22 protein-coding genes are annotated in these 21,212 nt (G+C 70.5%); 15 read left to right on the top strand and 7 right to left on the bottom strand.

Annotated elements, in window-relative coordinates; genetic code table 11:
- Positions 1-5: 5 nt before the first annotated feature.
- The 3 genes from HZS55_RS15430 to HZS55_RS15440 all read right to left on the bottom strand — a co-directional run bounded on the left by HZS55_RS15430 (position 6) and on the right by HZS55_RS15440 (position 2,608).
- Complete coding sequence (locus tag HZS55_RS15430) at positions 6-1,097, bottom strand: DoxX family protein (RefSeq protein ID WP_246308279.1); 1,092 nt, start codon at positions 1,095-1,097, stop codon at positions 6-8.
- Between the two features lie 66 nt (positions 1,098-1,163).
- Positions 1,164-1,595, bottom strand: coding sequence for an archease (locus tag HZS55_RS15435; RefSeq protein WP_179908476.1), 432 nt, complete (start codon positions 1,593-1,595; stop codon positions 1,164-1,166).
- The gene (locus HZS55_RS15440; protein ID WP_179908477.1) at positions 1,592-2,608 is read right to left on the bottom strand and encodes a DUF502 domain-containing protein; all 1,017 of its coding nucleotides are present in this window, start codon (positions 2,606-2,608) and stop codon (positions 1,592-1,594) included. The genes HZS55_RS15435 and HZS55_RS15440 overlap by 4 nt, the downstream gene beginning before the upstream one ends.
- Before the next feature lie 105 nt (positions 2,609-2,713).
- On the opposite strand from HZS55_RS15440, the gene HZS55_RS15445 reads away from it, so the two are divergent.
- From HZS55_RS15445 to HZS55_RS15455, 3 genes are all read left to right on the top strand, one after another.
- On the top strand, positions 2,714-3,199 hold the full coding sequence (locus HZS55_RS15445) for a GNAT family N-acetyltransferase (protein WP_179908478.1): 486 nt from the start codon (positions 2,714-2,716) through the stop codon (positions 3,197-3,199).
- Positions 3,200-3,408: 209 nt separating this feature from the next.
- Positions 3,409-4,569, top strand: coding sequence for a DNA primase small subunit PriS (gene priS / locus HZS55_RS15450; protein WP_179908479.1), 1,161 nt, complete (start codon positions 3,409-3,411; stop codon positions 4,567-4,569).
- Positions 4,570-4,588: 19 nt separating this feature from the next.
- Complete coding sequence (locus tag HZS55_RS15455) at positions 4,589-5,659, top strand: DNA replication complex subunit Gins51 (RefSeq protein WP_179911894.1); 1,071 nt, start codon at positions 4,589-4,591, stop codon at positions 5,657-5,659.
- A 74-nt stretch (positions 5,660-5,733) separates the two neighbouring features.
- Here HZS55_RS15455 and HZS55_RS15460 read toward each other — a convergent pair whose 3' ends face one another.
- Entirely contained in the window at positions 5,734-6,903 is a 1,170-nt protein-coding gene (locus HZS55_RS15460; RefSeq protein WP_218927233.1) for a S1C family serine protease, read from the bottom strand.
- A 143-nt stretch (positions 6,904-7,046) separates the two neighbouring features.
- On the opposite strand from HZS55_RS15460, the gene HZS55_RS15465 reads away from it, so the two are divergent.
- From HZS55_RS15465 to HZS55_RS15480, 4 genes are all read left to right on the top strand, one after another.
- Positions 7,047-8,978: an ABC transporter ATP-binding protein gene (locus HZS55_RS15465; protein WP_179908480.1), complete on the top strand. Its 1,932-nt coding sequence runs from the start codon at positions 7,047-7,049 to the stop codon at positions 8,976-8,978.
- A gap of 58 nt (positions 8,979-9,036) precedes the next feature.
- Complete coding sequence (locus HZS55_RS15470; RefSeq protein WP_179908481.1) at positions 9,037-9,381, top strand: hypothetical protein; 345 nt, start codon at positions 9,037-9,039, stop codon at positions 9,379-9,381.
- 75 nt (positions 9,382-9,456) lie between these two features.
- Positions 9,457-10,188, top strand: coding sequence for a metal-dependent hydrolase (locus tag HZS55_RS15475; RefSeq protein ID WP_179908482.1), 732 nt, complete (start codon positions 9,457-9,459; stop codon positions 10,186-10,188).
- 126 nt (positions 10,189-10,314) lie between these two features.
- A complete protein-coding gene (locus HZS55_RS15480) occupies positions 10,315-10,713 on the top strand; it encodes an OsmC family protein (RefSeq protein WP_179908483.1) in 399 nt (132 codons plus the stop codon).
- Between the two features lie 221 nt (positions 10,714-10,934).
- Here the strand turns inward: HZS55_RS15480 and HZS55_RS15485 are convergent, their stop codons facing one another.
- The gene (locus tag HZS55_RS15485; RefSeq protein WP_179908484.1) at positions 10,935-11,234 is read right to left on the bottom strand and encodes a PRC-barrel domain-containing protein; all 300 of its coding nucleotides are present in this window, start codon (positions 11,232-11,234) and stop codon (positions 10,935-10,937) included.
- 144 nt (positions 11,235-11,378) lie between these two features.
- Between HZS55_RS15485 and trxA the strand changes: the two genes are divergently transcribed.
- Complete coding sequence (gene trxA / locus HZS55_RS15490; RefSeq protein ID WP_179908485.1) at positions 11,379-11,843, top strand: thioredoxin; 465 nt, start codon at positions 11,379-11,381, stop codon at positions 11,841-11,843.
- 43 nt (positions 11,844-11,886) lie between these two features.
- On the opposite strand, the gene HZS55_RS15495 is transcribed toward trxA, so the two are convergent.
- Positions 11,887-12,960: a CNNM domain-containing protein gene (locus HZS55_RS15495; protein ID WP_179911896.1), complete on the bottom strand. Its 1,074-nt coding sequence runs from the start codon at positions 12,958-12,960 to the stop codon at positions 11,887-11,889.
- Between the two features lie 212 nt (positions 12,961-13,172).
- Here HZS55_RS15495 and HZS55_RS15500 point away from each other — a divergent pair, with 212 nt between their 5' ends.
- Positions 13,173-13,847 (top strand): metal-dependent hydrolase, encoded by a 675-nt coding sequence (locus tag HZS55_RS15500; protein ID WP_179908486.1) that lies wholly within the window; start codon positions 13,173-13,175, stop codon positions 13,845-13,847.
- A 14-nt stretch (positions 13,848-13,861) separates the two neighbouring features.
- On the opposite strand, the gene thrC is transcribed toward HZS55_RS15500, so the two are convergent.
- Positions 13,862-15,100, bottom strand: coding sequence for a threonine synthase (thrC, locus tag HZS55_RS15505; RefSeq protein ID WP_179908487.1), 1,239 nt, complete (start codon positions 15,098-15,100; stop codon positions 13,862-13,864).
- 150 nt (positions 15,101-15,250) lie between these two features.
- Here thrC and HZS55_RS15510 point away from each other — a divergent pair, with 150 nt between their 5' ends.
- From HZS55_RS15510 to bioD, 6 genes are all read left to right on the top strand, one after another.
- Positions 15,251-15,955 carry a protein sorting system archaetidylserine synthase gene (locus HZS55_RS15510; RefSeq protein ID WP_179908488.1) on the top strand — a complete coding sequence of 235 codons (705 nt, stop codon included), beginning with the start codon at positions 15,251-15,253 and terminating at the stop codon, positions 15,953-15,955.
- A gap of 67 nt (positions 15,956-16,022) precedes the next feature.
- Entirely contained in the window at positions 16,023-17,171 is a 1,149-nt protein-coding gene (gene bioB / locus HZS55_RS15515; protein ID WP_179908489.1) for a biotin synthase BioB, read from the top strand.
- Between the two features lie 30 nt (positions 17,172-17,201).
- Positions 17,202-18,383: a transcriptional regulator gene (locus HZS55_RS15520; RefSeq protein WP_179908490.1), complete on the top strand. Its 1,182-nt coding sequence runs from the start codon at positions 17,202-17,204 to the stop codon at positions 18,381-18,383.
- A gap of 84 nt (positions 18,384-18,467) precedes the next feature.
- The gene (locus HZS55_RS15525; protein WP_179908491.1) at positions 18,468-19,067 is read left to right on the top strand and encodes a hypothetical protein; all 600 of its coding nucleotides are present in this window, start codon (positions 18,468-18,470) and stop codon (positions 19,065-19,067) included.
- 69 nt (positions 19,068-19,136) lie between these two features.
- Entirely contained in the window at positions 19,137-20,348 is a 1,212-nt protein-coding gene (locus tag HZS55_RS15530) for an aminotransferase class I/II-fold pyridoxal phosphate-dependent enzyme (protein WP_179908492.1), read from the top strand.
- On the top strand, positions 20,345-21,049 hold the full coding sequence (bioD, locus tag HZS55_RS15535) for a dethiobiotin synthase (protein ID WP_218927234.1): 705 nt from the start codon (positions 20,345-20,347) through the stop codon (positions 21,047-21,049). Before HZS55_RS15530 ends, bioD begins: the two co-directional genes overlap by 4 nt.
- The last annotated feature ends 163 nt before the right edge of the window (positions 21,050-21,212 follow it).

The raw sequence follows: 21,212 nt of genomic DNA on the forward strand, positions 1-21,212 counted from the left end.
GCGGATCAGTCGGCGGTCGGAACGGCGTCACGGTCCCGGTCGCGTTCCTCCGAGGCGCTCAGCCAGGCGTCGAGCGAGAGCGGCCCGCCGCCGAGCGTGAAGATGGCCGAGATCATGCCGAACAGCGTGATGTGGGCGAGCACGGGGTCGTCGGGCAGGCCGAACAGGGTCATGACGAGCATGGTGAACGCGACGGCGGCGGCGCCGCGGGTGTAGTAGCCGACGACCAGCAACAGTCCGACGCCGATCTCGGTGAGGCCGGCGCCGAGCACCCAGAGTCCGGGGTCGACGGGGACGACGGCCGTCAGATCGTACTTGTCGACCACCTGGACGGCGCGGGAGGGGTCGGCGAGCTTCTCGACGAGCCCCAGGTAGGCGAAGGCGAGGCCGACACCCACGCGGAGGACGGTCGCGACGTAGCGCTCGTGGGGACCGAACCGCTCGTCGAACCGCGCGGCGACGGCTCCGACGGGGTCGACCCGGCCGTAGTAGGTCCCGGCGGTGCCGGCGACCACGCTCAGCATGTGGTCGGCACTGGGGCGGCCGCCCCCGACGAGGACGATGGCGACGAACCCGGGGACGTACTCGATCGCGAGCACGAGCCCGGGGTTCAGCGCGAACGCCGCGAGATACGCCAGGAGGCCGGCGGCGGCGACCGCCCGCGTCGCCAGCCCGAACAGGAGGAGGAAGCCGAGACCGACCTGGAGGACTCGGGCCTCGGCGGGGACGGCCGGGCTGAAGAGATAGCCCGCGAACCCGGCGCCGACGAGCGGCAGTCCGAGACTCAGCCGCAGCATCCACGGGACGTACTCCCGGTAGGACGCCAGCGCGCTCCGCAGCGCGTCGATATCCGGAATCGTCGGTCGGACCACGAACAGGGCCGTCAGGAGGCCGACGACGCCGACCGTCCCGCCCGCGACGAGCGCGAGGTTCGGCGGCTCGGAGAGGACCTCGACGGCGAACTCGACCGCGTCCCGCGTCGCCGTCGGTGGGTCGGTGACGTAGTCGACGTGCGCGCTCGCTCGACCGGCGAACGCCGCGAGCGCGGCCGCGAAGAACACGGTATCCACCGTCGTCCGCCGCTCCGTGGCTCTCATACCGAACGATAGTGTCCTGTTGCGGATAAAGCCACACAAACCGGGCCGGCGAACCGGTCGACCGCCTCACACGTCGAAGACGACGTAGGCGTGCCAGCCGTCGGCGGTCTCCGAGAGGTCCATCTCGGAGTAGGTGACCGCTTTCAGGTCCCGCGCCTCGACGCTGCCGAGGGCGATTCCGCGGGCCGACCCGGAGAGCGTCCACTCGCCCGTTCGCTCGCCGTCGGACGACGGGGCGGACACCGCGGCCTCGTTGTCGACCGGGAGGACCCCGCGCACGTCCCGCTCGTAGATGAGTTCGTCGAGGTAGTCGAACAGCAGCGCCTCGCCGCTCTCGGCGGCGACGGTGAAGTCGAAGCGCTCGCCGTCCGCCTCGGGGATATCGTCGCACATCGCCGCGGCCATGCCGTCGGCGACGGCGCCGAAGACGGCGTCGAGCGACTCGCCGGTGGCCTCGACGGCCACGTCGGCGGTGTGTTCGCGCAGCGCGAAGCTCACGCGTCGCCTCCCGCGGCGTCGCCGTCCGGCGGCACGTCCCCGGCTCCGTCGTTCGGGGCGTCCTCGTCGGCCGAGTCGTCGGTGCCGTCGCCGGTCTGTTCGAGCATGTAGTGGCGGACCGCCTCCTCCTCGTCGACCTCGGACTCGTCGATGTCGGGGTGGATCGCGGCGAACTCCCGGCGGGCCTGTTCGCGGAGGTCGTCGGCCGTGTCGCCGGTCAGGTCGCTCAGGTCGTCGACGGTGCGGGTGCCCCAGGCGCTCAGGTCGTCGACGCCGTCGCGGGCCTGCTCGCGGATCCTCTCCATGTCGAACAGTTCCTCGGGCGATTCGTCCTCGCCCCGCTCGCCGGTCGCGACGCCGCTTGTGACGATCGAGCGGATGCCCTGCTCGACGGTCAGGTCCACGTCGTACACCCGGTCGGTCGAGACGTGGACGACGTACCCGCCCATCACGGGGTTGGGCGCGAGCGGCATGAACAGCGTCGTCACGTCGTCGTGGCCGGTGGTATCGCCGATGGTCGGTGGCGCGTCGGCGGTGACGAACGCCAGCGAGTACGACCCCTCGCGTGGGAACTCAACGAGTTTCACCTCGCGGAAGCTCTCGGCGTCGTTCGACATGAGGAGTTCGGTCATCTCGTTGAAACTCGTGTAGAGGGAGCCGATACCCGGGATCCGGGCCATGAGCGTGTCGAACACGCGCTCGAAGCCGTTGCCCGACCGAGCCTCGGCGACGAGCCCGATGGCGAAGATCAGCGCGACGAACGTCAGGACCGCGAGCAGTTCCATCACGAGCGGCGAGAGGTCCGAGCCGACTCCGTAGCTCTCGCTGAGGAAGGCGACCACCGGGCTGATCGCCTGGAGGATGAAGTTGACGACGAACGCGAGGATCATCACCGTGATCAGGATGGGGATGGTCAGCGCCGCGCCGGTGATGAACACCTGCCGGACCGTCTCGGAGACCGTCGCCTCCGACCCCGCCACGTCGGGGGCCAGCCCGGACGAGAGCAACACCATATCTCCACCTGCGCGCGACCCGCCGAAAGGTTTGCGGCCGTGGGACGCCCGTCACCGTGCCTGCGCCGATGGAATTATAGTGGCTTACCCGCTACACCCCGGTTAGTGAGCGTCAACGTCGAGCGACGGGTTGTCGACCCGGGGGACGCCGACTACGTCGAGCAGGCCTGGCAACTCAAAGAGCGCATCCGCTCCCGGGACGGTGTGCTCCGTCAGCGGCGCGGGTTCTTCGAGAACGCCTACGAGCGCTCGACGGTCTACCTGTTCGTCGACCGCGCCGACCGCAACGCGATGGTCGGCTTCGCCGCCGTCCGCCGCGACGGCTACATCCTCTTTCTCGCCGTCGACTCGGCCTATCAGGGCGAGGGCTTCGGCGAAGCGCTGGTCGCCCGCGTCGCCGAGGACTACAGCTCCGTGACCTGCCACGCCCGGACGACCAACCGCGACGCCCTCCGGTTTTACCAGCACATCGGCTTCTCCATCGAACGCCGCATCGACAACTACTACGAGGACGGCGGCGACGCCTACTACCTCAAACTCGGCGAGGAGGAGGGGCTGGCCGACCGGCTCTCGAAACTTCTGGGCGGGTAGCGAGGCGCGAGCGAAGCGAGCGCCTCGGAGACGCGAGCGGCGAACGGAGTGAGCCGCGAGCGGTGCGGTCGCCGGGCGGTGTGGGCGCGAGCGAAGCGAGCGCCTCGGACACGCGAGCGGCGAGCAGAGTGAGCCGCGAGCGGTACGGTCGCCGGACACGCAGTCGGTGAGCGAAACCGCTTTCACGCCCGGTCCGAAACCGGGTAGCCGTGCAGGAACAGACGCGGGCGTACCTCCAGGGGCGGTTCGGCGACCACTACCGTCGGTCGGACCTGTCGCCGCCGCCTGAGGCCAACGAGCGCGAGTGGGGGTACATCCCCTGGACCGACGGTCCCGGCGAGACGATGATCCGCCACCGCTCGCTGCTCGATGTGGGCAACCTCGAAGACTTTCTCGCCCGCGAGAAGCCGAAACACGTCTACTTCTCGGCCGGCCGGTACGACGACCCCGGCGCGAGTTCGATGGGCGAGAAGACCTGGCGCTCCTCGGACCTGGTCTTCGACCTCGACGCCGACCACCTCCCGTCGGTGACGCTGGGCGAGGACAGCTACGCCGAGATGCTCGCAAAGTGCAAGGACGCGCTCTTTCGCCTGCTGGACTTCCTCGACGAGGACTTCGGCTTCGAGGAGACGACGGTCGTCTTCTCGGGCGGACGGGGGTACCACGTCCACGTCCGCGACGAGACGGTTCAGCAACTGGGGAGCGACGCCCGCCGCGAGATCGTCGACTACGTGCGCGGGATCGGGCTGGACGACGAGTACATCCGGACGAGCGAGATGCGCGGCGGCGTCAGCCGGCGAGTCGTCGAGACGGGGGGCGGCTGGGGCCGGCGCGTCCACGAACACCTCCTCGAGTTCGTCGACGAACTGCTCGCGATGGACGACGACGAGGCGACGGCGCGACTGCAGGAACTCGACGGCATCGGCGAGGGTCGGGCCGACACCGTCTACGGCGCCCTGCAGTCCAACGCGGAGGCGCTGGAGGCGGGCAACGTCGAGCTCGGCGGCGTCGGGCTACGGACGCTGCTCGACGCGTTCGCCGCCGAAGTGGTCGACGGCCAGAACGCCCCAATCGACGAGCCGGTGACGACGGACGTGAACCGCCTCATTCGTCTGCCGGGGAGCCTCCACGGCGGGAGCGCGCTGGAGGTACAGCGGATCGACCGCGCGGATCTGGAGGCGTTCGACCCGCTGGTCGACGCCGTCCCGGAGACGTTCGTGGGCCACGAGATCAACGTCGAGGTGACCACGCCCGGGGAGGTGCAGTTGCGTGGCGATAGCTTTAATCTCCAGGCGGGAGTCCGTTCCGTTCCGGAGTACCTCGGCGCGTTCCTGATGGCCAGAGGTCGCGCCGAGAAGGCACCAGAATGAGAGTGTACCGACCGCGATGATGGACCTGAACGAACTACAGTCGGCCCAGAGCCGCGAACGGCAGACCGACAGCCTCCAGCAGCTGCGCGAGTCGTTCTACAAGGACGCCGGCGAGTTCATCCAGCAGCTCCACCGCGAGCGCGAGCGCGCCGCCGAGGAGGCCGACGACCCGTGGGACGCCCCGGAGATCAACCGCCTCAGCGACGACATCGACACCGCGGAGGGGACCGTCGAGGCCATCTACGAGCGCCGCGTCGGCAAGATCGTCAAGATGGCGTCCCTCGCCGCCGCGGACATGCCCACCGAGGACGAGGGGCTCACCACGGAGGAGCGGTCGCTGTTCGAGACGCTGGTCGGTGCCATCGAGGAGAACCGCGCGCGGGTCGAGGCCGTCATCGACGGGGAGAACCCCGCCGCGGCGGCCGCCGACGTGGATACCCCCGAATCCGCGGCCGGAGCGGACGCGGACCCGACGGCAGACACCGGCGCCGCGGACGCCTCGGACGCGGGTCCGGCCACGGGGCCGTCGTCCGCCGACGGCGACCGGCGCGACGTACCGAGCGACCCCGACGAGCTGGGTGACGCTCCCGGGGCGGCGCCACCGGCGGACGCGCCCTCTGGGGACGTGCCGGCGGACGACTCGGCGGCTCCGAGCCCCCCGACGGACGCACCCGCCGAAGCGTCCGGCGTCGATGCGGCCGACCTGATGGGCGACGGCTCGGAGACGGCCGGATCGGTCGACTCGGGCGAGCGGTCGTCGGAGGACGACGCCCGCGACCGGCCGCCCCAGGCCGACGGCGGGTCGAGCGCGGTCGGTCCACAGGGCGGGGCCGAGTCCGGCTCGGATGCCGGTCCGACGCCTCCGTCGGGGGACGGCCCCGGGGGGGGCGGGGCCGACCCGTCGGCCGACGCGGGCGCCGAGGCGGAGCCGTCGGTCGACCGCGCGACGGTGAAGATCACGAGCGACGTGGGCGAGATCTTCGGCGTCGACCAGCGGGCCTACGACCTCACCGCCGAGGACGTGGTGACGCTGCCCGAGGCCAACGCCGGGCCGCTCGTCGAGCGCGACGCGGCCGAGCGGCTGGACTGAGGGCGTTCTCCCCGAGTAACGACCGCGAGAATCGACCGCCGAGCCGCGGCTGGCGCGGTCCGACTCGCGACCGGTCAGGTCGGGTCGGGACGGGACCCGAGCGTGAGTTCGACCGTCCGCTCCTCGCCGTCGCGGAGGACGGTCACGTCGATGGTGTCGCCGGGGCTGGTCTCCAGCGCGAGGAAGCTCGCGAGGGCCTCCCTGGTGGGGATCGAGGTCCCGTCCATCGAGACGACGACGTCGCCGCCGGTCCCGACCCCGGACTGGCCGGCCACGGTCGTCTCGCCGGTCGACCCCCGGAGGACGCCGTCGGCGGGGCCGTCCTCGCGGACGAGGTCGATGTAGACGCCGACCCGCTCGTCCACGTCGTTGGCCTCGGCGTGCAGCGGGTCGACCGTCCGGAGGCGAACGCCCATGTAGGCGTGCTCGAACTCGCCGTCTTCGAGCAGTGCGGGGACCACTCGTCGCACCAGCGGCGCGGAGATGCCGAAGCCGATGTTGTCGCCGCCGCCGGAGTTGATGACGCCGGCCACGGTCCCGTCGAGGGTGACCAGCGGCCCGCCGGAGTTCCCGGGGTTGACCGGGGCGTCCGTCTGGATCGCGTCGGGGATCGAGAAGTCGTTCGGCGCCGGCAGCGTCCGGTTGACGCCGCTGACGATCCCCGCCGACACCGAGCCGGAGTAGCCGAAGGGGTTGCCGATGGCGATGACCTCCGTCCCCACGTCGGGGTCGGACTCCCGGAGCGCCAGCGGCTCGGCGCTCTCGGGCAGTTCCTCGACCGAGAGGACCGCCAGGTCGCTGTACACGTCGGTCCCCTCGACGGTCGCGTCGAGCCAGCCGCCGTCGCTGAACCGGAGGTAGATGCGCTCGGCGCCCTCGACGACGTGCTGGTTCGTGACGACGTGGCCGTCGCTGTAGACGAAGCCGGTGCCCTGGGAGGGGGTCGGCCCGCCGGTGTACACCTGGATCTGGGCGACCGAGGGGACGGTCGAGCGGTACACGTCGGTGTAGGTGCTCCCCTGCTCTGCGTCGAACTGCTCGAAGTCGCCGGCGGCGCCGTCCGAGCCGCCGGGGCTGCCGTCGCCGCCCGAGTCGGGTGACGGCGTCGACGGTTCGGGGTCGACGGGCGTCGTGTCCTCGGTCTCGCCGCCGAGGATCGAATCGGAGCAGCCGGCGATCCCGGCCGACAGCGCCGTCCCGCAGACGGCGAGGAACCGTCGCCGCGACGAGTCGGAGTCTTCCATACCGGCACGTAGGACACCAGCGGAATAAAACCGCGGACGCGGTGGGGCGGGACGGACCGGGGCCGGGGTCGACGACAGGTTCCAGAGATTCTCTCCCCCTGAGCGGGGTTTTTGCGCGCGAGCGGTCAAGCGGTGGCGACCGAATGGCGCGTCCCGATCCACACGGCAGTTTCGACGAGATCCGCGAGGAAGCCGACGGCCGCCCGATGCTCAGCCTGTTCCGCTACGCGACCCCCTACTGGGTTCCCCTGGTATTGGGCGTCGTCTCGACGATGGTCAACCGCGTCGCGCGGCTGTTTCCGGCGCTGCTCATCGCGGCGGCCATCGACCTGGCGGTCAACCCCTCCGGCACCGCCAGCAGCGTCCTCTCGGCGGTCGGCATCGTCCCCGCCGAACCCGTCCCGCTCGACGACACCGCCGCGCGCCTCAACCTGCTGTACTACCTCGGTGCGCTCGCCGCGGGGGCCTACGTCGTCCAGTCGATCAGCCACTTCGGCTCCCGGTATTTCTTCCAGACGACCGCCCAGCGCATCCAACACGACCTGCGGCTGGACACCTACGACCACATGCAGCGCCTGTCGCTGGACTTCTTCAACAACCACCAGACCGGCGGCATGATGTCCATCCTCAACAGCGACATCAACCGGCTGGAGGACTTCTTCAACGCCGAGATCCGCGAGATCACGCGGGCGATCATGATCTTCACGCTGGTCGGCGGGTGGATGATCTACACGGCGCCGTGGCTCGGTCTCCTCGTGCTCGTCCCGGTGCCGATCATCGCGCTGATCACCGCGAAGTTCATCATCTGGATCGAGCCGAAGTACAAGCGGATCCGCGAGCTGGTCGCGCGGATGAACACCCGGCTGTCGAACAATCTCGGCGGCGCGGCCATCGTGAAATCCTTCGACCGCTACGACGTGGAACGCGAGCGCGTCGCCGAGCAGTCGGGCGGCTACCGCGACGAGAAGATCGACGCCATCACCGTCCGCAAGGCCTTCTTCGCCTCGCTGCGGCTGCTCGTCGGCGCGATGTTCGTGACCATCCTCGTCCTCGGCGGCCGCGACGCCGTCACCGCGAGCGGCCTGACCGCCGGCGCCTTCGTCACCTACTTCATGTTCCTGCGGTACCTCGACGGCCCGATGACCCGCATCGGGAAGACCGCCAACAACTACCAGAAGGCCAAGTCCAGCGCCGAGCGCGTCTTCGGCGTCCTCGGCTACACCGCCGACGTGACGACCGCAGAGGACGGCCACACCCCCGACTCGGTCGACGGCCGCGTCGCGTTCGACGACGTGGACTTCAGCTACTCCGAGGGCGGCGAGCAGATCCTCGACGGCGTCGACCTCGAAGTGGAGGCCGGCGAGACGGTCGGCTTCGCCGGGACGAGCGGCTCGGGCAAGTCCACCCTGCTCAAACTCCCCCCGCGGTTCTACGACGTGGACTCCGGGGCAGTCCGGATCGACGGGACGGACGTTCGCGAGTTCGACCTGCAGACGCTTCGCAACCGGATCGGCGTCGTCGAGCAGGACCCGTATATGTTCTCCGGGACGATCCGCGAGAACATCGCGTACGGCGACGCCGAGCTGTTCCGGTCGGTGCTGGCGAACTACGACGACATCCCCGCCGAGGTCGACGAGCGAGTCCGCGAGGCCGCGGAGGCGGCCGGCGCCCACGAGTTTGTGGTCGACCTGCCCGGCGGCTACGATACGATGGTCGGCGAGCGCGGCGTGAAGCTGTCGGGCGGCCAGCGCCAGCGCGTCTCCATCGCCCGCACGCTGCTCAACGACCCGGACGTGATAATCCTCGACGAGGCGACGTCCGACGTCGACACGGAGACGGAGGAACTCATCCAGCGCAACCTGGAGGCGCTGACGGCCGACCGGACGGCGTTCGTCATCGCCCACCGTCTGTCGACCATCCAGGACGCGGACCGCATCGTCGTCATGGACGACGGCGAGGTCATCGAGACGGGCACCCACGAGGAACTCGTCGACGAAGGCGGCGCCTACGCGGGCCTGTGGGCCTCCCAGACCGACGAGAGCGTCGCTCCGAGCGCCGCCGGGGCGGACGACTGAGACGCGTGACCGCCCGGAGGGGACAAACTACAACACGGAGTTCCCCAAATGGAGCATCATGAGCCGATGGGTCGCGACGGACGAGTCGGGACGGCCGGACTGGCGCCGCCCGGCGCTGCGGGTCGGCCTGGAGATCAGCCTCGTCGCGCTCGTCGCGGCCTACGTCGCGGTCCACCTCTCCTCGCCGCTGGTCGTCGCCGTGCTCGTCGTCGCCGCCGTCGTCGGGTCGGCCGCGCTGCTCTTTCGCGCGCTCGACCGCCAGGCCTACGCGTGGGTCCGGTACGCGAGCAACCGGGCCCAGGAGAGCCAGCGGAAGCAACGACGGGAGCGCGAGAAGCGGCGGCGCCGCCAACAGGGGGGCGACGGGGACGGACAGCGACGGCGGTCGGACGCCGAAGAGTGACCGACGACGGCCTCGGTCGAGGACCTGCCGGTGGTCGTGCCATTAAGTGCGTCTGCCACGTATCCCAGAGCGACTATGGAACTGACCTGGTACGGCCACTCGACGTGGCACGTGACGGTGGGAAGCACCGATCTGCTGATCGACCCGTTCTTCGAGAACCCGAAGACGGACGCGGATCCCGGGGAGCTCGACCCGGACTACGTCCTGCTGACCCACGGGCACGACGACCACGTCGCCGACGCGGGGGCGTTCACGGACGCGACGCTCGTCGGCACGCCCGAGGTGACCAACCACGTCGCCGGCGAGGCGGGCTTCGACGAGGACGACGTCGTCGGGATGAACCTCGGCGGGACCGTCGAGGCGGGCGACGCGTTCGTGACGATGCACCGCGCCGACCACACGAACGGGGTCGGCGCCGGCTTCGAGGTGCCCAGCGCCGGGTCGGCCGCCGGATACGTCATCTCCGACACGAAGCCGACGCAGGTCGAAGACGAGGAGAGCGAGACGTTCTACCACGCCGGCGACACTGGCCTGATGACGGAGATGCGCGACGTGATCGGCCCGTTCCTCGAACCGGACGCCGCGGCGCTACCGGTCGGCGACCACTTCACGATGGGGCCGATGCAGGCCGCGATCGCCGCCGACTGGCTGAACGTCGACCACGTCTTCCCGATGCACTACGACACGTTCCCCCCGATCGAGATCGACCCGCAGGACTTCGTCGACGAGGTGGCCGCCAGCGGGAGCGACGCCGAGGTACACGTCCTCGACGGCGACGAGACGTTCGACCTCACGGAAGGCTACTGACGCTCCGGCGTCGCCGCGTGTCGCCGCTCGCCCGCGGCCGTTCGCCCATACCGTTCCCGGGCCGTCTCGGAGCCGCTCGCCTCGCTTGGGCACCTTTTAGAAGGGGGCGGTCGAACGTCTTCGCGTATGTCCGACATCGAAGTCACGAGCGTCTGTGAGGAAGGGTACACGACCGAAAGCGAGATCGACGGCGAGTGGTCGCTGGTCGTCGACGCGCTCTCGGAGGACGGCCCGTCGCCAAACCAGGTCCTCGCCGCCGACTACGCCTCCTGTTACATTCCGGCGCTGCGCGTCGCCGCAGACCAGACCGGCTACGACGACATCGGCCACGTGGAGGTCGAAGTCGAGGCCGACCTCGACGAGGACGACGACCTCGAAGCCATCGCGTTCACCGTCAAGACCGAGGCCGCGCTCGGCGAGGACGCCCAGGAGATCGTCGAACTCGGCGAGGACATCTGCCACGTCCACTCCGCGCTGACGGAGTCGCTCCACGCCGACATCTCGATCGAAGACGACGCCTTCTGAGACAGCGGCCCCGCGGTTCCGCCGCGTTTCGATCCCCGTTTCGGACGAAAATTCTTGCAAGAGGGGGTCGAGGTCGTCTATACGGCCGGAATCAGGTGGTCGCTGACCGAGAAGCCGCTCGCGGAGCGGGGGCTGTAAGCGGTGTCGGTCATGTTCGGACTCGCGCTTCTGGCGCGGCGATGGCGCGAGACGGGGAACGGTCGTCAGAAGTGAGAACTGAGTCAGGCCGCGACCTCTTCCTCGTCGCTCTCGTCGCTGTGGACGCGCTCGACGACGTCGTTGACGATGACGATGTCGCCGACGGCCTGCACCCAGCGGTAAGGGACGATGACGCCGCGGGACCCGGAGACGTCCGGGCCGAACAGCTCCGTGTTGATCTGGTGGAGCGCGAGGCCGGTCACCTGCTCGACGTTCAGGTCCAGCCGCAGGTCCTCGACCTCGCCGACGAACACGCCGTTTTTGGTGTAGACTTCCCGCCCCACGAGCGTCGTGATCTCCTGTGGCGCCGTCTCGGGATTCATATGCCGTAACTCGGCTGGCGGGGTCTTAAATTCTTGTTCTGTGTCTGACGCGGTCCCCGAATTTCCGTCCGTCGGGCGTCGTCCGTGCGTCCGACGGACGCGACGCCGTGGCGGTTAAACGGGAGCGACCCCTACGGAACGGCGATGAGCGAAGCCAGCGACGACGCGACCGACGAGGAACTCGAACGGATCCGCGAGCGGAAACGGGAACGACTCGAAGCGGGAGCGAGTTCGACGCTCTCGGACGACGGGACCGAGGGCGATTCCGCGACCGACGACGGGGACGCGATCACCCCCGACGAGCCGGTCCACGTCGAGACCGAGGCCGACTTCGAGGACGTCGTGTCCGAGGGCGTCGTGCTGGTCGACTTCTACGCCGACTGGTGTGGCCCCTGCAAGATGCTCGAACCGATCGTCGCGGACATCGCCGAGACGACCGACGCGACCGTCGCGAAAGTCGACGTGGACGCCCACCAGGGGCTGGCCCGCGAGTACGGCGTCCGGGGCGTCCCCACGCTGCTCCTGTTCGTCGACGGCGAACCGGCCGAACGGCGCGTCGGCGTCCAGGACGAGGGCGCGCTGCGAGAAATCGTCGGTCAGCACGTCTGACGGCGGCGGACCGCACAAGACGTGACGGCGGCGGTCGGGGGAGTCAGTCGATCGTCGCGTCGCCGGTGTCGATCGGGTCCTCGATGTCGCCGGTGACCGATTCGAGCAGGTCGGTGACGGTGACCATCCCGACCACCTCGCCGTCCTCGATGACGAGGGCGAGTTCCTGGTTCTCGGCCTGGAACTGGTCGATGGCGTCGCTCACGTCCACGTCCGGCGAGAGCGTCATCGGCGGCGCCGCCAGGTTCTCGAAGTCGATCGCCTCGTCGTTCGCGAGGTCCTCGCGGTGGCCCGCGAGCACGGGGAGATAGAGGATCCCCTTGAAGTCGGAGAGGTCCCCGCCGACCAGCGGGTATCGCGTGTGGGGGTTCGCCTCCATGCGGCGGAAGTTCTCCTCGGCGTCGGCCGTCGTCGAGAGCGCGACGACGTTTTCGGCGTCGACCATCACCTCGCGAACGGGACGCTCGCCGATGGTGAGCGCGTTCATCACCTCGTCGCGGCGCTCCTCGGAGAGGTCGCCCTCGTCGAGGACCGACCCCATCTTGTTGCGCAGGTCGGCGCGCGATTCGATGACGTCCTCCTCGGTCTCGAGCCACGCGCCGGTCATCTCGATGCCGAACAGCCCCAGCGTCGCCTTGGCGATCCAGTCGCCCAGGGTGATCAGCGGCGAGATGGCCCAGTTGAACCAGTACAGCGGCCCCGCGCCGTACCGACAGACCATCCGCGAGCGCTCGACGCCCAGGTACGTCGGCGTCTGCTCGCCGTGGGTGAGGTGGACGAGGTTGATGATCAGGAACGCGATGATGGCGCCGGCGCCGACCGTCGCCAGCCGCGTCCCCTCGAACAGCGGGAAGAAGATCGCCGCCAGCGCCGGTTCGGCGACGATCCCGACCGCGATACTGGAGGCGGTGATTCCCACCTGACAGGTCGTCAGATAGATCTCCAGGTTGTTCGTCATCTCCCAGGCCCGTTCGAGCGCCGCGCTGCCGTCCACGAACTCCTCCTCGGTGAACTGTCGCGCCCGCGTCAGCGCGAACTCGATCGCGACGAAGAAGCCGTTGGCGAGGATCAACCCGACCCCTGCGATCAGTCGGCCCCAGACCTCGAGAGAGGTCATCGAACTGTGCGCCTGCGCTACGCCGACGCCCGCGATCAACCGGATCCAGGGCTCCAGGGCGGTCATCGCCGCCGGCTTCTCCTCCGAGGGTTATAGAAGCGGCGGAACGGCCGATACCGCCGACGAGCGGCGCTGCGCGTCCGCTCCGCTCGATTTCGGCGGTCGCCGGGGCGCCCTGAAAGGTTATGCCATTGCATCCCACAGCCACGGGTATGCCTTCGACGCTGGTGCATCTCGCCTTCGGCGGGACGATCGCCGCCGCGCTGCTGGGGTCGGCCTTCGACCGTCGGTCGCTGCTGGTCGTCCTCGCCGTCGTCGCCGCGCCGGACCTGGACTCGTTTCTGGCCCTCGTGTTCGTCGCCGGCCACCGGACGCTCCTGCACACCTACCTCGTCCCGATCGCCGCGAGCGCGCTGCTGTACGTCGACCTGCGCGTGCGCGACCGCTCGTTCGTCCGGGGGCGCTGGGGGCCGGAGGGGGTTCGCCTCGCGTGGGTCAGCGTCGTCGCGCTCGCCTTCGCGGGCGTCGGCCTCGACTTCGTCGACCACGGCGTCAACCCGCTGTGGCCGCTTCACGACCAGTTCTACGTCCTCGACGGCCGCTTGGAGGTGTCCGACCAGCGCGGGATCGTCCAGAGCTACGTCGACCTGAGCCCCGAGACCGAGCAGACCGGGCCGCGCAGCCGCGGCTCCTCCCAGGAGGTCAACATCTCGACGGGCGTCGACCCCAACCCGGGCGGGGAGGGCGGCGGCCCCGACCCGGACACCGTCGAGGACCCCGAGCGGATGTTCCCGGTCGTCCGCCACGGCTGGCAACTGGCCATCCTCGTCAGCGGGACCGTCGTGACGGCCGCGCGGCTCCGGCTCGGCGAGGTCGACGAGAACTGAGCGAGCGGAACGGCTCAGAGGTCCTCGGGCAGGCCCTGTCCCGCGGCGTCGACCGAGATCACGTCGTCGACGGCCTCGCGGGCGCTGGCCGAGTCCTTGAGTCCCGTCCCCGTCGCAACGGTGACGACGCGCTCGCCGGGCGCGATAGTGCCGCGCTCGACCGCGGCGTGGATCCCCGCGACCGCCGCGGCGCTCGCGGGCTCGGCGAAGACGCCCTCGCACTCCCCGAGCAGTCGCTGGGCGTCGAGGATCGCTTCGTCGGAGACGACGACGGCGTCGCCGCCGCTCTCGGCGAGCGCGCGGCAGGCCTTGCCCGCGTTGTGCGGGACGCCCACGTCGATGCTGTCGGCGGTCGTGTCCTCGCCGTCGCCCCTCTCCTCGCTCCGGGACCCGGCGGCGTCGCTGTCGTCCGATTCGGCGACGAAGCGGTCGTAGATGGCGGTCGCGCCGGCGGCCTGGACGCCGAGCAGTCTCGGTGTGTCGTCGACGACGCCGAGCCGTTCGAACTCCCGGAGTCCCTTCCAGACGCCGGCCAGCGAGCAGCCGTTGCCCATCGGCATCGCGACCCAGTCGGCGTCGGGGGCCTCCTCGGCGAGTTCGAACCCGAGCGTGCGCTTGCCCTCGACGGCGTAGGGGTTCATCGCGGCGTTGCGGTTGTACCAGCCCCGCTCGGCCGAGACTTCCCGGCAGAGCTCGTAGGCGTCGGCGTAGGTGCCGTCCACGCCCAGCACGGTCGCGCCGTAGAGACGCGGCTGGACGGCCTTGGCTTCGGGGAGGTCGGCGGGAACGAAGATGCGGCAGTCCAGATCGGCGCGGGCGGCGTAGCCGGCGAGCGACGCGGCGGCGTTGCCGGTCGAGGCGCAGGCGACCGTGTCGTGGCCCTGCTGGCGCGCCCGCGAGACGGCGACGGCGCTGCCGCGGTCCTTGTTCGAGCCCGTGGGGTTGGTCGTCTCGTTCTTCACGAGGGCATCGACGCCCAGCGCGTCGCCGAGCGCGGGCGCGTCGAGGAGGTCGGTGCCGCCGGCGCCCAATCTCACGGGATCGCCGTCGACGGGCAACAGCGGTTCGTAGGTCCACAGGTCCCCGGTGGGTCCGTCGAGGACGCCGGCGAGTTCGTCGCTGACGGCGTCGTAATCGTAGCGTACGTCGAGGATGCCGCCCACGCCGTCGTGTTCGGGGCAGGTGTACTCGACGTCGGCGGGCGCGTACCGGCGCCCGCATCGTTCGCAGGCCAGGGCCTCGACGGGTGTCATGTGGTTGCCTTGCTCTACGTGTCTGCCCGAGCGTCACAAATGCCTTCTGGCTTTCCGACGGCCGACCGGCGCTCCACCGGTGGCTCCCGGGAGCGCGACGACGACCGCGCTTCCCCGTGATTGATGTACCCGCTCACCGACCGGACTGGTATGAACGAGGGGCTGCGCGTGCGCGAGCGCCTCGGCGTCGCCGACGCCATCACGCTCGGCAACGCCGTCGTCGGGTTCGCCGCCGGCGTCGTCGCGCTCTCGGACCCCCGCCTCGCCGCCCGGCTCGTCCTGCTGGCCGCCATCGCCGACGCGCTCGACGGGATCGCGGCCCGAACCTTCGGCGGCACCGAGGTCGGCCCCCTGCTCGACTCGGTGACTGACGTGGTGTCGTTCGGTGCGACCCCCGCGCTGCTCGTCGTCGGGATCGCCGGCGCCGAGTGGGGGTGGCTGGGCGGGGGGATCGGAGCCGCACCGCCCGCCCAGGCCGTCGCGGCCGTCGGCGTCGGGGCCGCATTCGTCGTCTTCTCGGTCCTGCGGACCAGCCTCTACAGCGAGTTCGTCGGCGAGGGGGAGAACCGCCCGGGCATCCAGAACACGCTCGGCGCGACCATCCTGGCCGCCGCCTACCTCGCCGGGCTGACCTGGGTCCCGGGCCTGCTCGTCGTCGCCGCCGTCCTCTCGGTGGCGATGGTCGCACCGGTTCCCTACCCGAAACTGCTGGCCCGCGACGCCGGAGTCCTCGGCGTCGTCCAGGCCGCCGCCATCGCCGCGCCGCTGGCGTACGGGCGCGTCCTCCCCCGCTTCCTCCTCGTCGCGGCGCTGGGGTACATGTTCCTCGCGCCGCGGTTCTACTGGGGAGAGTGACGCCGCCGACCGCCGGCCGCCCGCTCGCTGGGGAACTTTTTTGCAGCCGTCAACCGATACACCGATCGTGGTTTACGAGACCGGCAACCGAACGATAGACGACGCCGTCGAGCGCGTGCTGGCGGGCGAGCGCCTCGACCGCCGCGACGGACTGGCACTGATCGCACAGCCGGTCGACGAGCTGGCGGCGGCGGCCGACGCCGTCCGCGCGGAGTTCGGCGACGGCACGGTCGACGCCTGCTCGATCGTCAACGCCAAGGCCGGCGACTGCGCCGAGGACTGCGGCTTCTGCGCCCAGTCGGTCCACTTCGACACCGGCATCGACAACTACGGCTTCCTCGGTCCCGAGAAGATCCTCGACGCCGCCGAGCGGGCCGAACGCGACGGTGCCCAGCGCTTCGGCATCGTCGTCGCCGAGAAGGGCGTCTCGAAGGAACACCGCCCGGAGGAGTGGGAGGAAGTCCTCGAAGCCATCCGTCTGGTCCGCGACGAGACCGACGTAGAGGTCGACGCCTCGCTCGGCATCCTCACCGAGGAGGAGGCGGCGATCCTCGCTGCGGAGGGACTCAACCACTACAATCACAACATCGAGACCTCGCCGGACTTCTTCCCGGAGATCGTCGACAGCCACGCCTTCGAGGACCGCGTGCAGACGCTAGAGGTCGCCAAAGAGGCCGGCATGGACCTCTGTGCCGGCGTCATCCTCGGCATGGGCGAGAGCCCGACCGACCGGGTCGAGGCCGCGGTCGCCCTGCAGGAGGTCGGCGTCTCCTCGCTCCCGGTGAACGTCCTCAATCCGGTCGCGGGGACGCCGCTGGGCGAGCGGTTCGACGACGGCGCCGACATCACCACGGAGGAGATCGTCGCGACCGTCGCGGTCTACCGGCTGCTGCACCCCGAGGCGCGGGTACGGCTGACCGGCGGTCGCGAGGCCAACCTCGACGAGGACGAACAGCACCTCCCGTTCGAGGCCGGCGCCGACGGGGTGCTCACCGGGGACTACCTGACGACCGAGGGCCAGTCCCCCGCCGACGACATCGAGGTCGTCGAGCGCGCCGGCCTAGAACCCAACACCGAGGCCAACGACTTCGACCCGGCGGCGGTCAAGGCTCGCCACGACGAGAGCGGGGCGGACGTACCGGCCGAACCCGACGGCGGCGACGCGGCCGACGCGGAGACCGCCGCGGGCAGCGCGACCAGCAACGTTTCGGACTGACGACGCGGTTTCAGGACTCACCTCAGACACATGGACGACGACGTGACATTCGCGGTGCTCGGCACCGGTGGCATCGGCAGACGAGCGCTCGACGTGGCGCGACACAAGGGCGGCCTGACGCCCGTCGCGGCCTGCGACCGCAACGGCGTCGCGGTCGACCATTCGGGTCTGGACGTGGACGAACTCCTCGACGCGACCGAGGGGAACATCGCCTCCGGCCCCGAAGCGGACGGCGACACGCCCGCGACCCCGGAGAGCGACTACGCGTCGGACGGCGGTCTCGCGAGCCACGCGAGCGAGACCTCGTCAGAGCCGCGCTCTGACGGTGGAGCGACGGCCGCGGAGGGCGGCTCAGTCGGCGACGACGGGACCGCCAGCGACGGCGTCAAACAGGCCGGCGAGGACGCCGGCATCGTCGCCAGCGCGCAGGGCGAACCCACCGAGACGCCGATCGACGACGTGATCGCCGAGAGCGATGCCATCGACGCGGTCCTGCTGGCGCTCCCGAACCTCGAACACGACTTCATCCCGCGGGTCGCCGAGCGGTTCGCCGACGCCGACTACGGGGGCGTCCTCGTCGACGTGCTCAAGCGCTCGCGAGTCATCGGGATGCTCGACGACCGCACCGACCGTCTGGAGGACAGCGGCATCACCTTCGTCTGCGGCGCGGGCGCGACACCCGGCTTCCTCACCGGCGCCGCGGCGCTGGCGGCCCAGTCGTTCGTCGAAGTCGACAGCGTCGAGATCTGGTGGGGCGTCGGCCTCAAGTCGGGATACGAAGACAACCGCGGGACCGTCCGCGAGGACATCGCCCACCTCGACGGCTACGACATCGAGCGCGCTCGGGAGATGAGCGAGTCCGAGATCGAGGCGCTTATCGACGAGCACGGCGGCCGGCTGGAGTTCCGCGACATGGAACACGCCGACGACGTGCTCCTGGAGCGGGCGGGTATCTGCGACGCCGAGGACGTGTCCGTCGGCGGCGTCCTCGACGTGCGCTCCGACGAGAAGCCGACGACGACGACCGTCCGCGTGACCGGGACCACCTTCGACGGCGAGCGCGGCACCAACACCTTCGAACTCGACGACGCGACGAGCATGGCGGCCAACGTCAACGGCCCCGCGCTGGGCTACCTGAAAGCGGCCGTCCTCCGGAACCGCGCGGGCGACTACGGCGTCTACGGCCCCGCGGACGTCATGCCGAGCTTCTGAGCCGCGGGTCGCGTCCCCGCAGCACTTCGTTCACCGTTCGCACGCTTCGACCAGCGTTTAGTCCCCTGCCCGCCCAGGACCGCTATGGTCGACACGGAGCCGTTCGGCGAGTACTGCGAGTTCGGCGGCGACCGGGTGTACCTGCTCGTGGCGCTCGCGCGGGCCAAGGAGAACGAGGGGACGACGAGCAACACCGCACCGGCGATCCGGAAGGTCGTCGAGGACGAGTCGGATCTCGACCGGAAGGCCGCCGAGCTGGACCACGCGGCGAGCCGGTTCGACGAGCGATTCAGGCTCTACCTGACCGCGAACGCCCGCGACGCGCTGAAGGCGACGTTCGAACTCCGGCGGTCGATGGACGACTGGCTGGAGGGGCGGATCCATGGCGACGAGGGCGTCCGGGCGAAGTTCAAGCGGGTCGACGGCGAGTTCGTGTCGACTCTGCAGTCGGACGCCTGCCGCGACGAGACGAACTTCGTCTTCGATCTGGACGACGCGACCGCGGCCGACCGCGACGCGCTCGTCGACGACCTGCGGGACCACACGGAGGTCGCCCTCACTCGCGAGACGCCGAACGGCTACCACGTCGTGACCGACCCGTTCAACTACAACAAACTCGCGACTGGAGTCGAGTACGAGCTGAAGACCGACGGGATGGTCTTCGTCTCGTATCTGGACGGGTAGGCGGAGCTACCGGGGACAGAAGCGCCCGGGACCGAAAGGACGAGGGGCGAGCGGGTCCCGCTCACGGGTATGACCGATCGCGGCTTCGACCTCGACGCGCGACTGCGCGAACGGGAGCGCGCGGGGCTGCGCCGCCACCTCGACCCCGCCGAGTCCGTCGGCGCCCGGACCCGCTTCTCGTCGGACCCGCGCGGCGGCGCCCCCGACTACGGCGACGAGCGGTTCGTGTTCGCCTCGAACAACTACCTCGGGCTGGCGAGCGACCGCCGCGTCCTGCAGGCCGCCGAGAACGCCGCTCGCGCCGTCGGGACCGGCGCCGGCGCCTCCCGACTCGTCACCGGCGACACCGGGCTCCACCGCGCGCTCGAACGCGACATCGCAGACTGCAAGGGGTGCGAGCGGGCCCTCCTGTTCTCCTCGGGCTACGCCGCCAACGTCGGGACGATCGAGGCGCTCGGCCCCGACGTGGTGTTCTCGGACGAGCTCAACCACGCGAGCATCGTCGACGGCTGTCGCGTCGGCGCGGCCGAAACCGTCGTCTACGACCACGCCGACCCCGACGACCTGCGGGCGAAGCTGGCCCAGCGCGCGGCGGGGTCGCTCGACGACGGGAGCGACGAGGAGTGGCTCGTCGTCACCGACTCGGTGTTCTCGATGGAGGGCGACGTGGCTCCCCTCGACGCGATCTGCGACGCCGCCGAAGCGTTCGGGGCGTGGGTGATGGTCGACGAGGCCCACGCGACGGGACTGTTCGGCGACGGCGGCGGGGTCGTCCAGCGCGAGGGGCTGGCCGACCGCGTCGACGTGCAGCTCGGCACGTGCTCGAAGGCGCTGGCGAGCCAGGGTGGCTACGTCGCCGGCGACGAGGCGCTGGTCGAGCACCTCCTGAACGCCGCGCGCTCGTTCGTCTTCTCGACGGGGTTGGCGCCGCCGGCGGTCGGTGCCGCCCGCGAGTCGCTCCGGATCGCCCGCGAGACAGACCGGGCCGAGCGGCTCTGGGACATCGTCGCGACGCTCCGCGAAGGGCTGGCGTCGATGGGGTACGAGGTACTCGGCGAGACGCAGATCCTCCCGGTACTGGTCGGCGATCGGGAAGCCGCGCTGGAACTGGGGGAGCGACTCGCCGAGGCGGGTATCGTCGCGCCGGCCATCCGTCCGCCGACGGTGCCGGAGGGGACCGCCCGGATCCGCGTCGCCCCGATGGCCACCCACACCGACGAGGAGGTGGCGCGCTGTCTCGACGCCTTCGAGTCGGCCGGCCGGGAGGTGGGACTGCTGTGACCGACGGGAAGGCGGAGGGACTGTCCGCCGAGGGCGTGACCGACTTCGCCGTGGTCGGCACGGACACCGGCGTCGGGAAGACGGTGGTGACCGCCGGGCTGGTCGGGTGGCTCCGGGCTGTCGGCGTCGACGCCCGCGCCGTCAAACCCGCACAGACAGGCCATCCGCCGGACGACGACGCCGGCTTCGTCGCCGACGCCTGCGGGACGGACGCGGCCGCGACCTGTCTCGAACGGCTCGAACCGGCGCTCGCGCCGGCCGTCGCCGCCGAGCGCGAGGGCGTCGATCTCTCGTACGACGCGATCCGCGAGGGATGCGAGCGGGAACTCGCCGAGGCGGCGGTCGGCGTCGTCGAGGGGATCGGCGGGCTGCGCGTCCCGCTGGCCGACGACCGGGAGGTCGTCGACCTCGTGGCGGACCTCGGAGTGCCCGCACTGGTCGTCGCTCGCTCCGGGCTGGGGACGCTCAACCACACGGCGCTGACCGTCGAAGCGCTCGAACGCCGCGGCTGTGCGGTCGAAGGCGTCGTCCTCGACGAGTACGAGGGCGCCACCGTCGCCCAGCGGACCAACCCCGACGTGCTCGCCGACATGACCGAACGTCCGGTGTGGACGCTGCCGCCGCTGACTATCGACGAGCCCCGCGACGCCGTCGTCGGCGTCCGCGAACGACTCCCGACCGACGCGTTTCCGACGGAGTGACCCGTCTCGGACCCGAAGCGGTTCCGACCGGACGGGGCGGCCGCTGTCGGGCGGTCGTTCCGGGACAAAGGGGAACGGTGGGGCGGGACGCCCCAGCGTGTGACACTACGGAGCCGACTGGCTCCATCGGAAACGCGGGTTCGCTAGATTAAAAGAGTACGCG

The organism is Halosimplex rubrum, assembly GCF_013415885.1.
GTDB lineage: Archaea > Halobacteriota > Halobacteria > Halobacteriales > Haloarculaceae > Halosimplex > Halosimplex rubrum.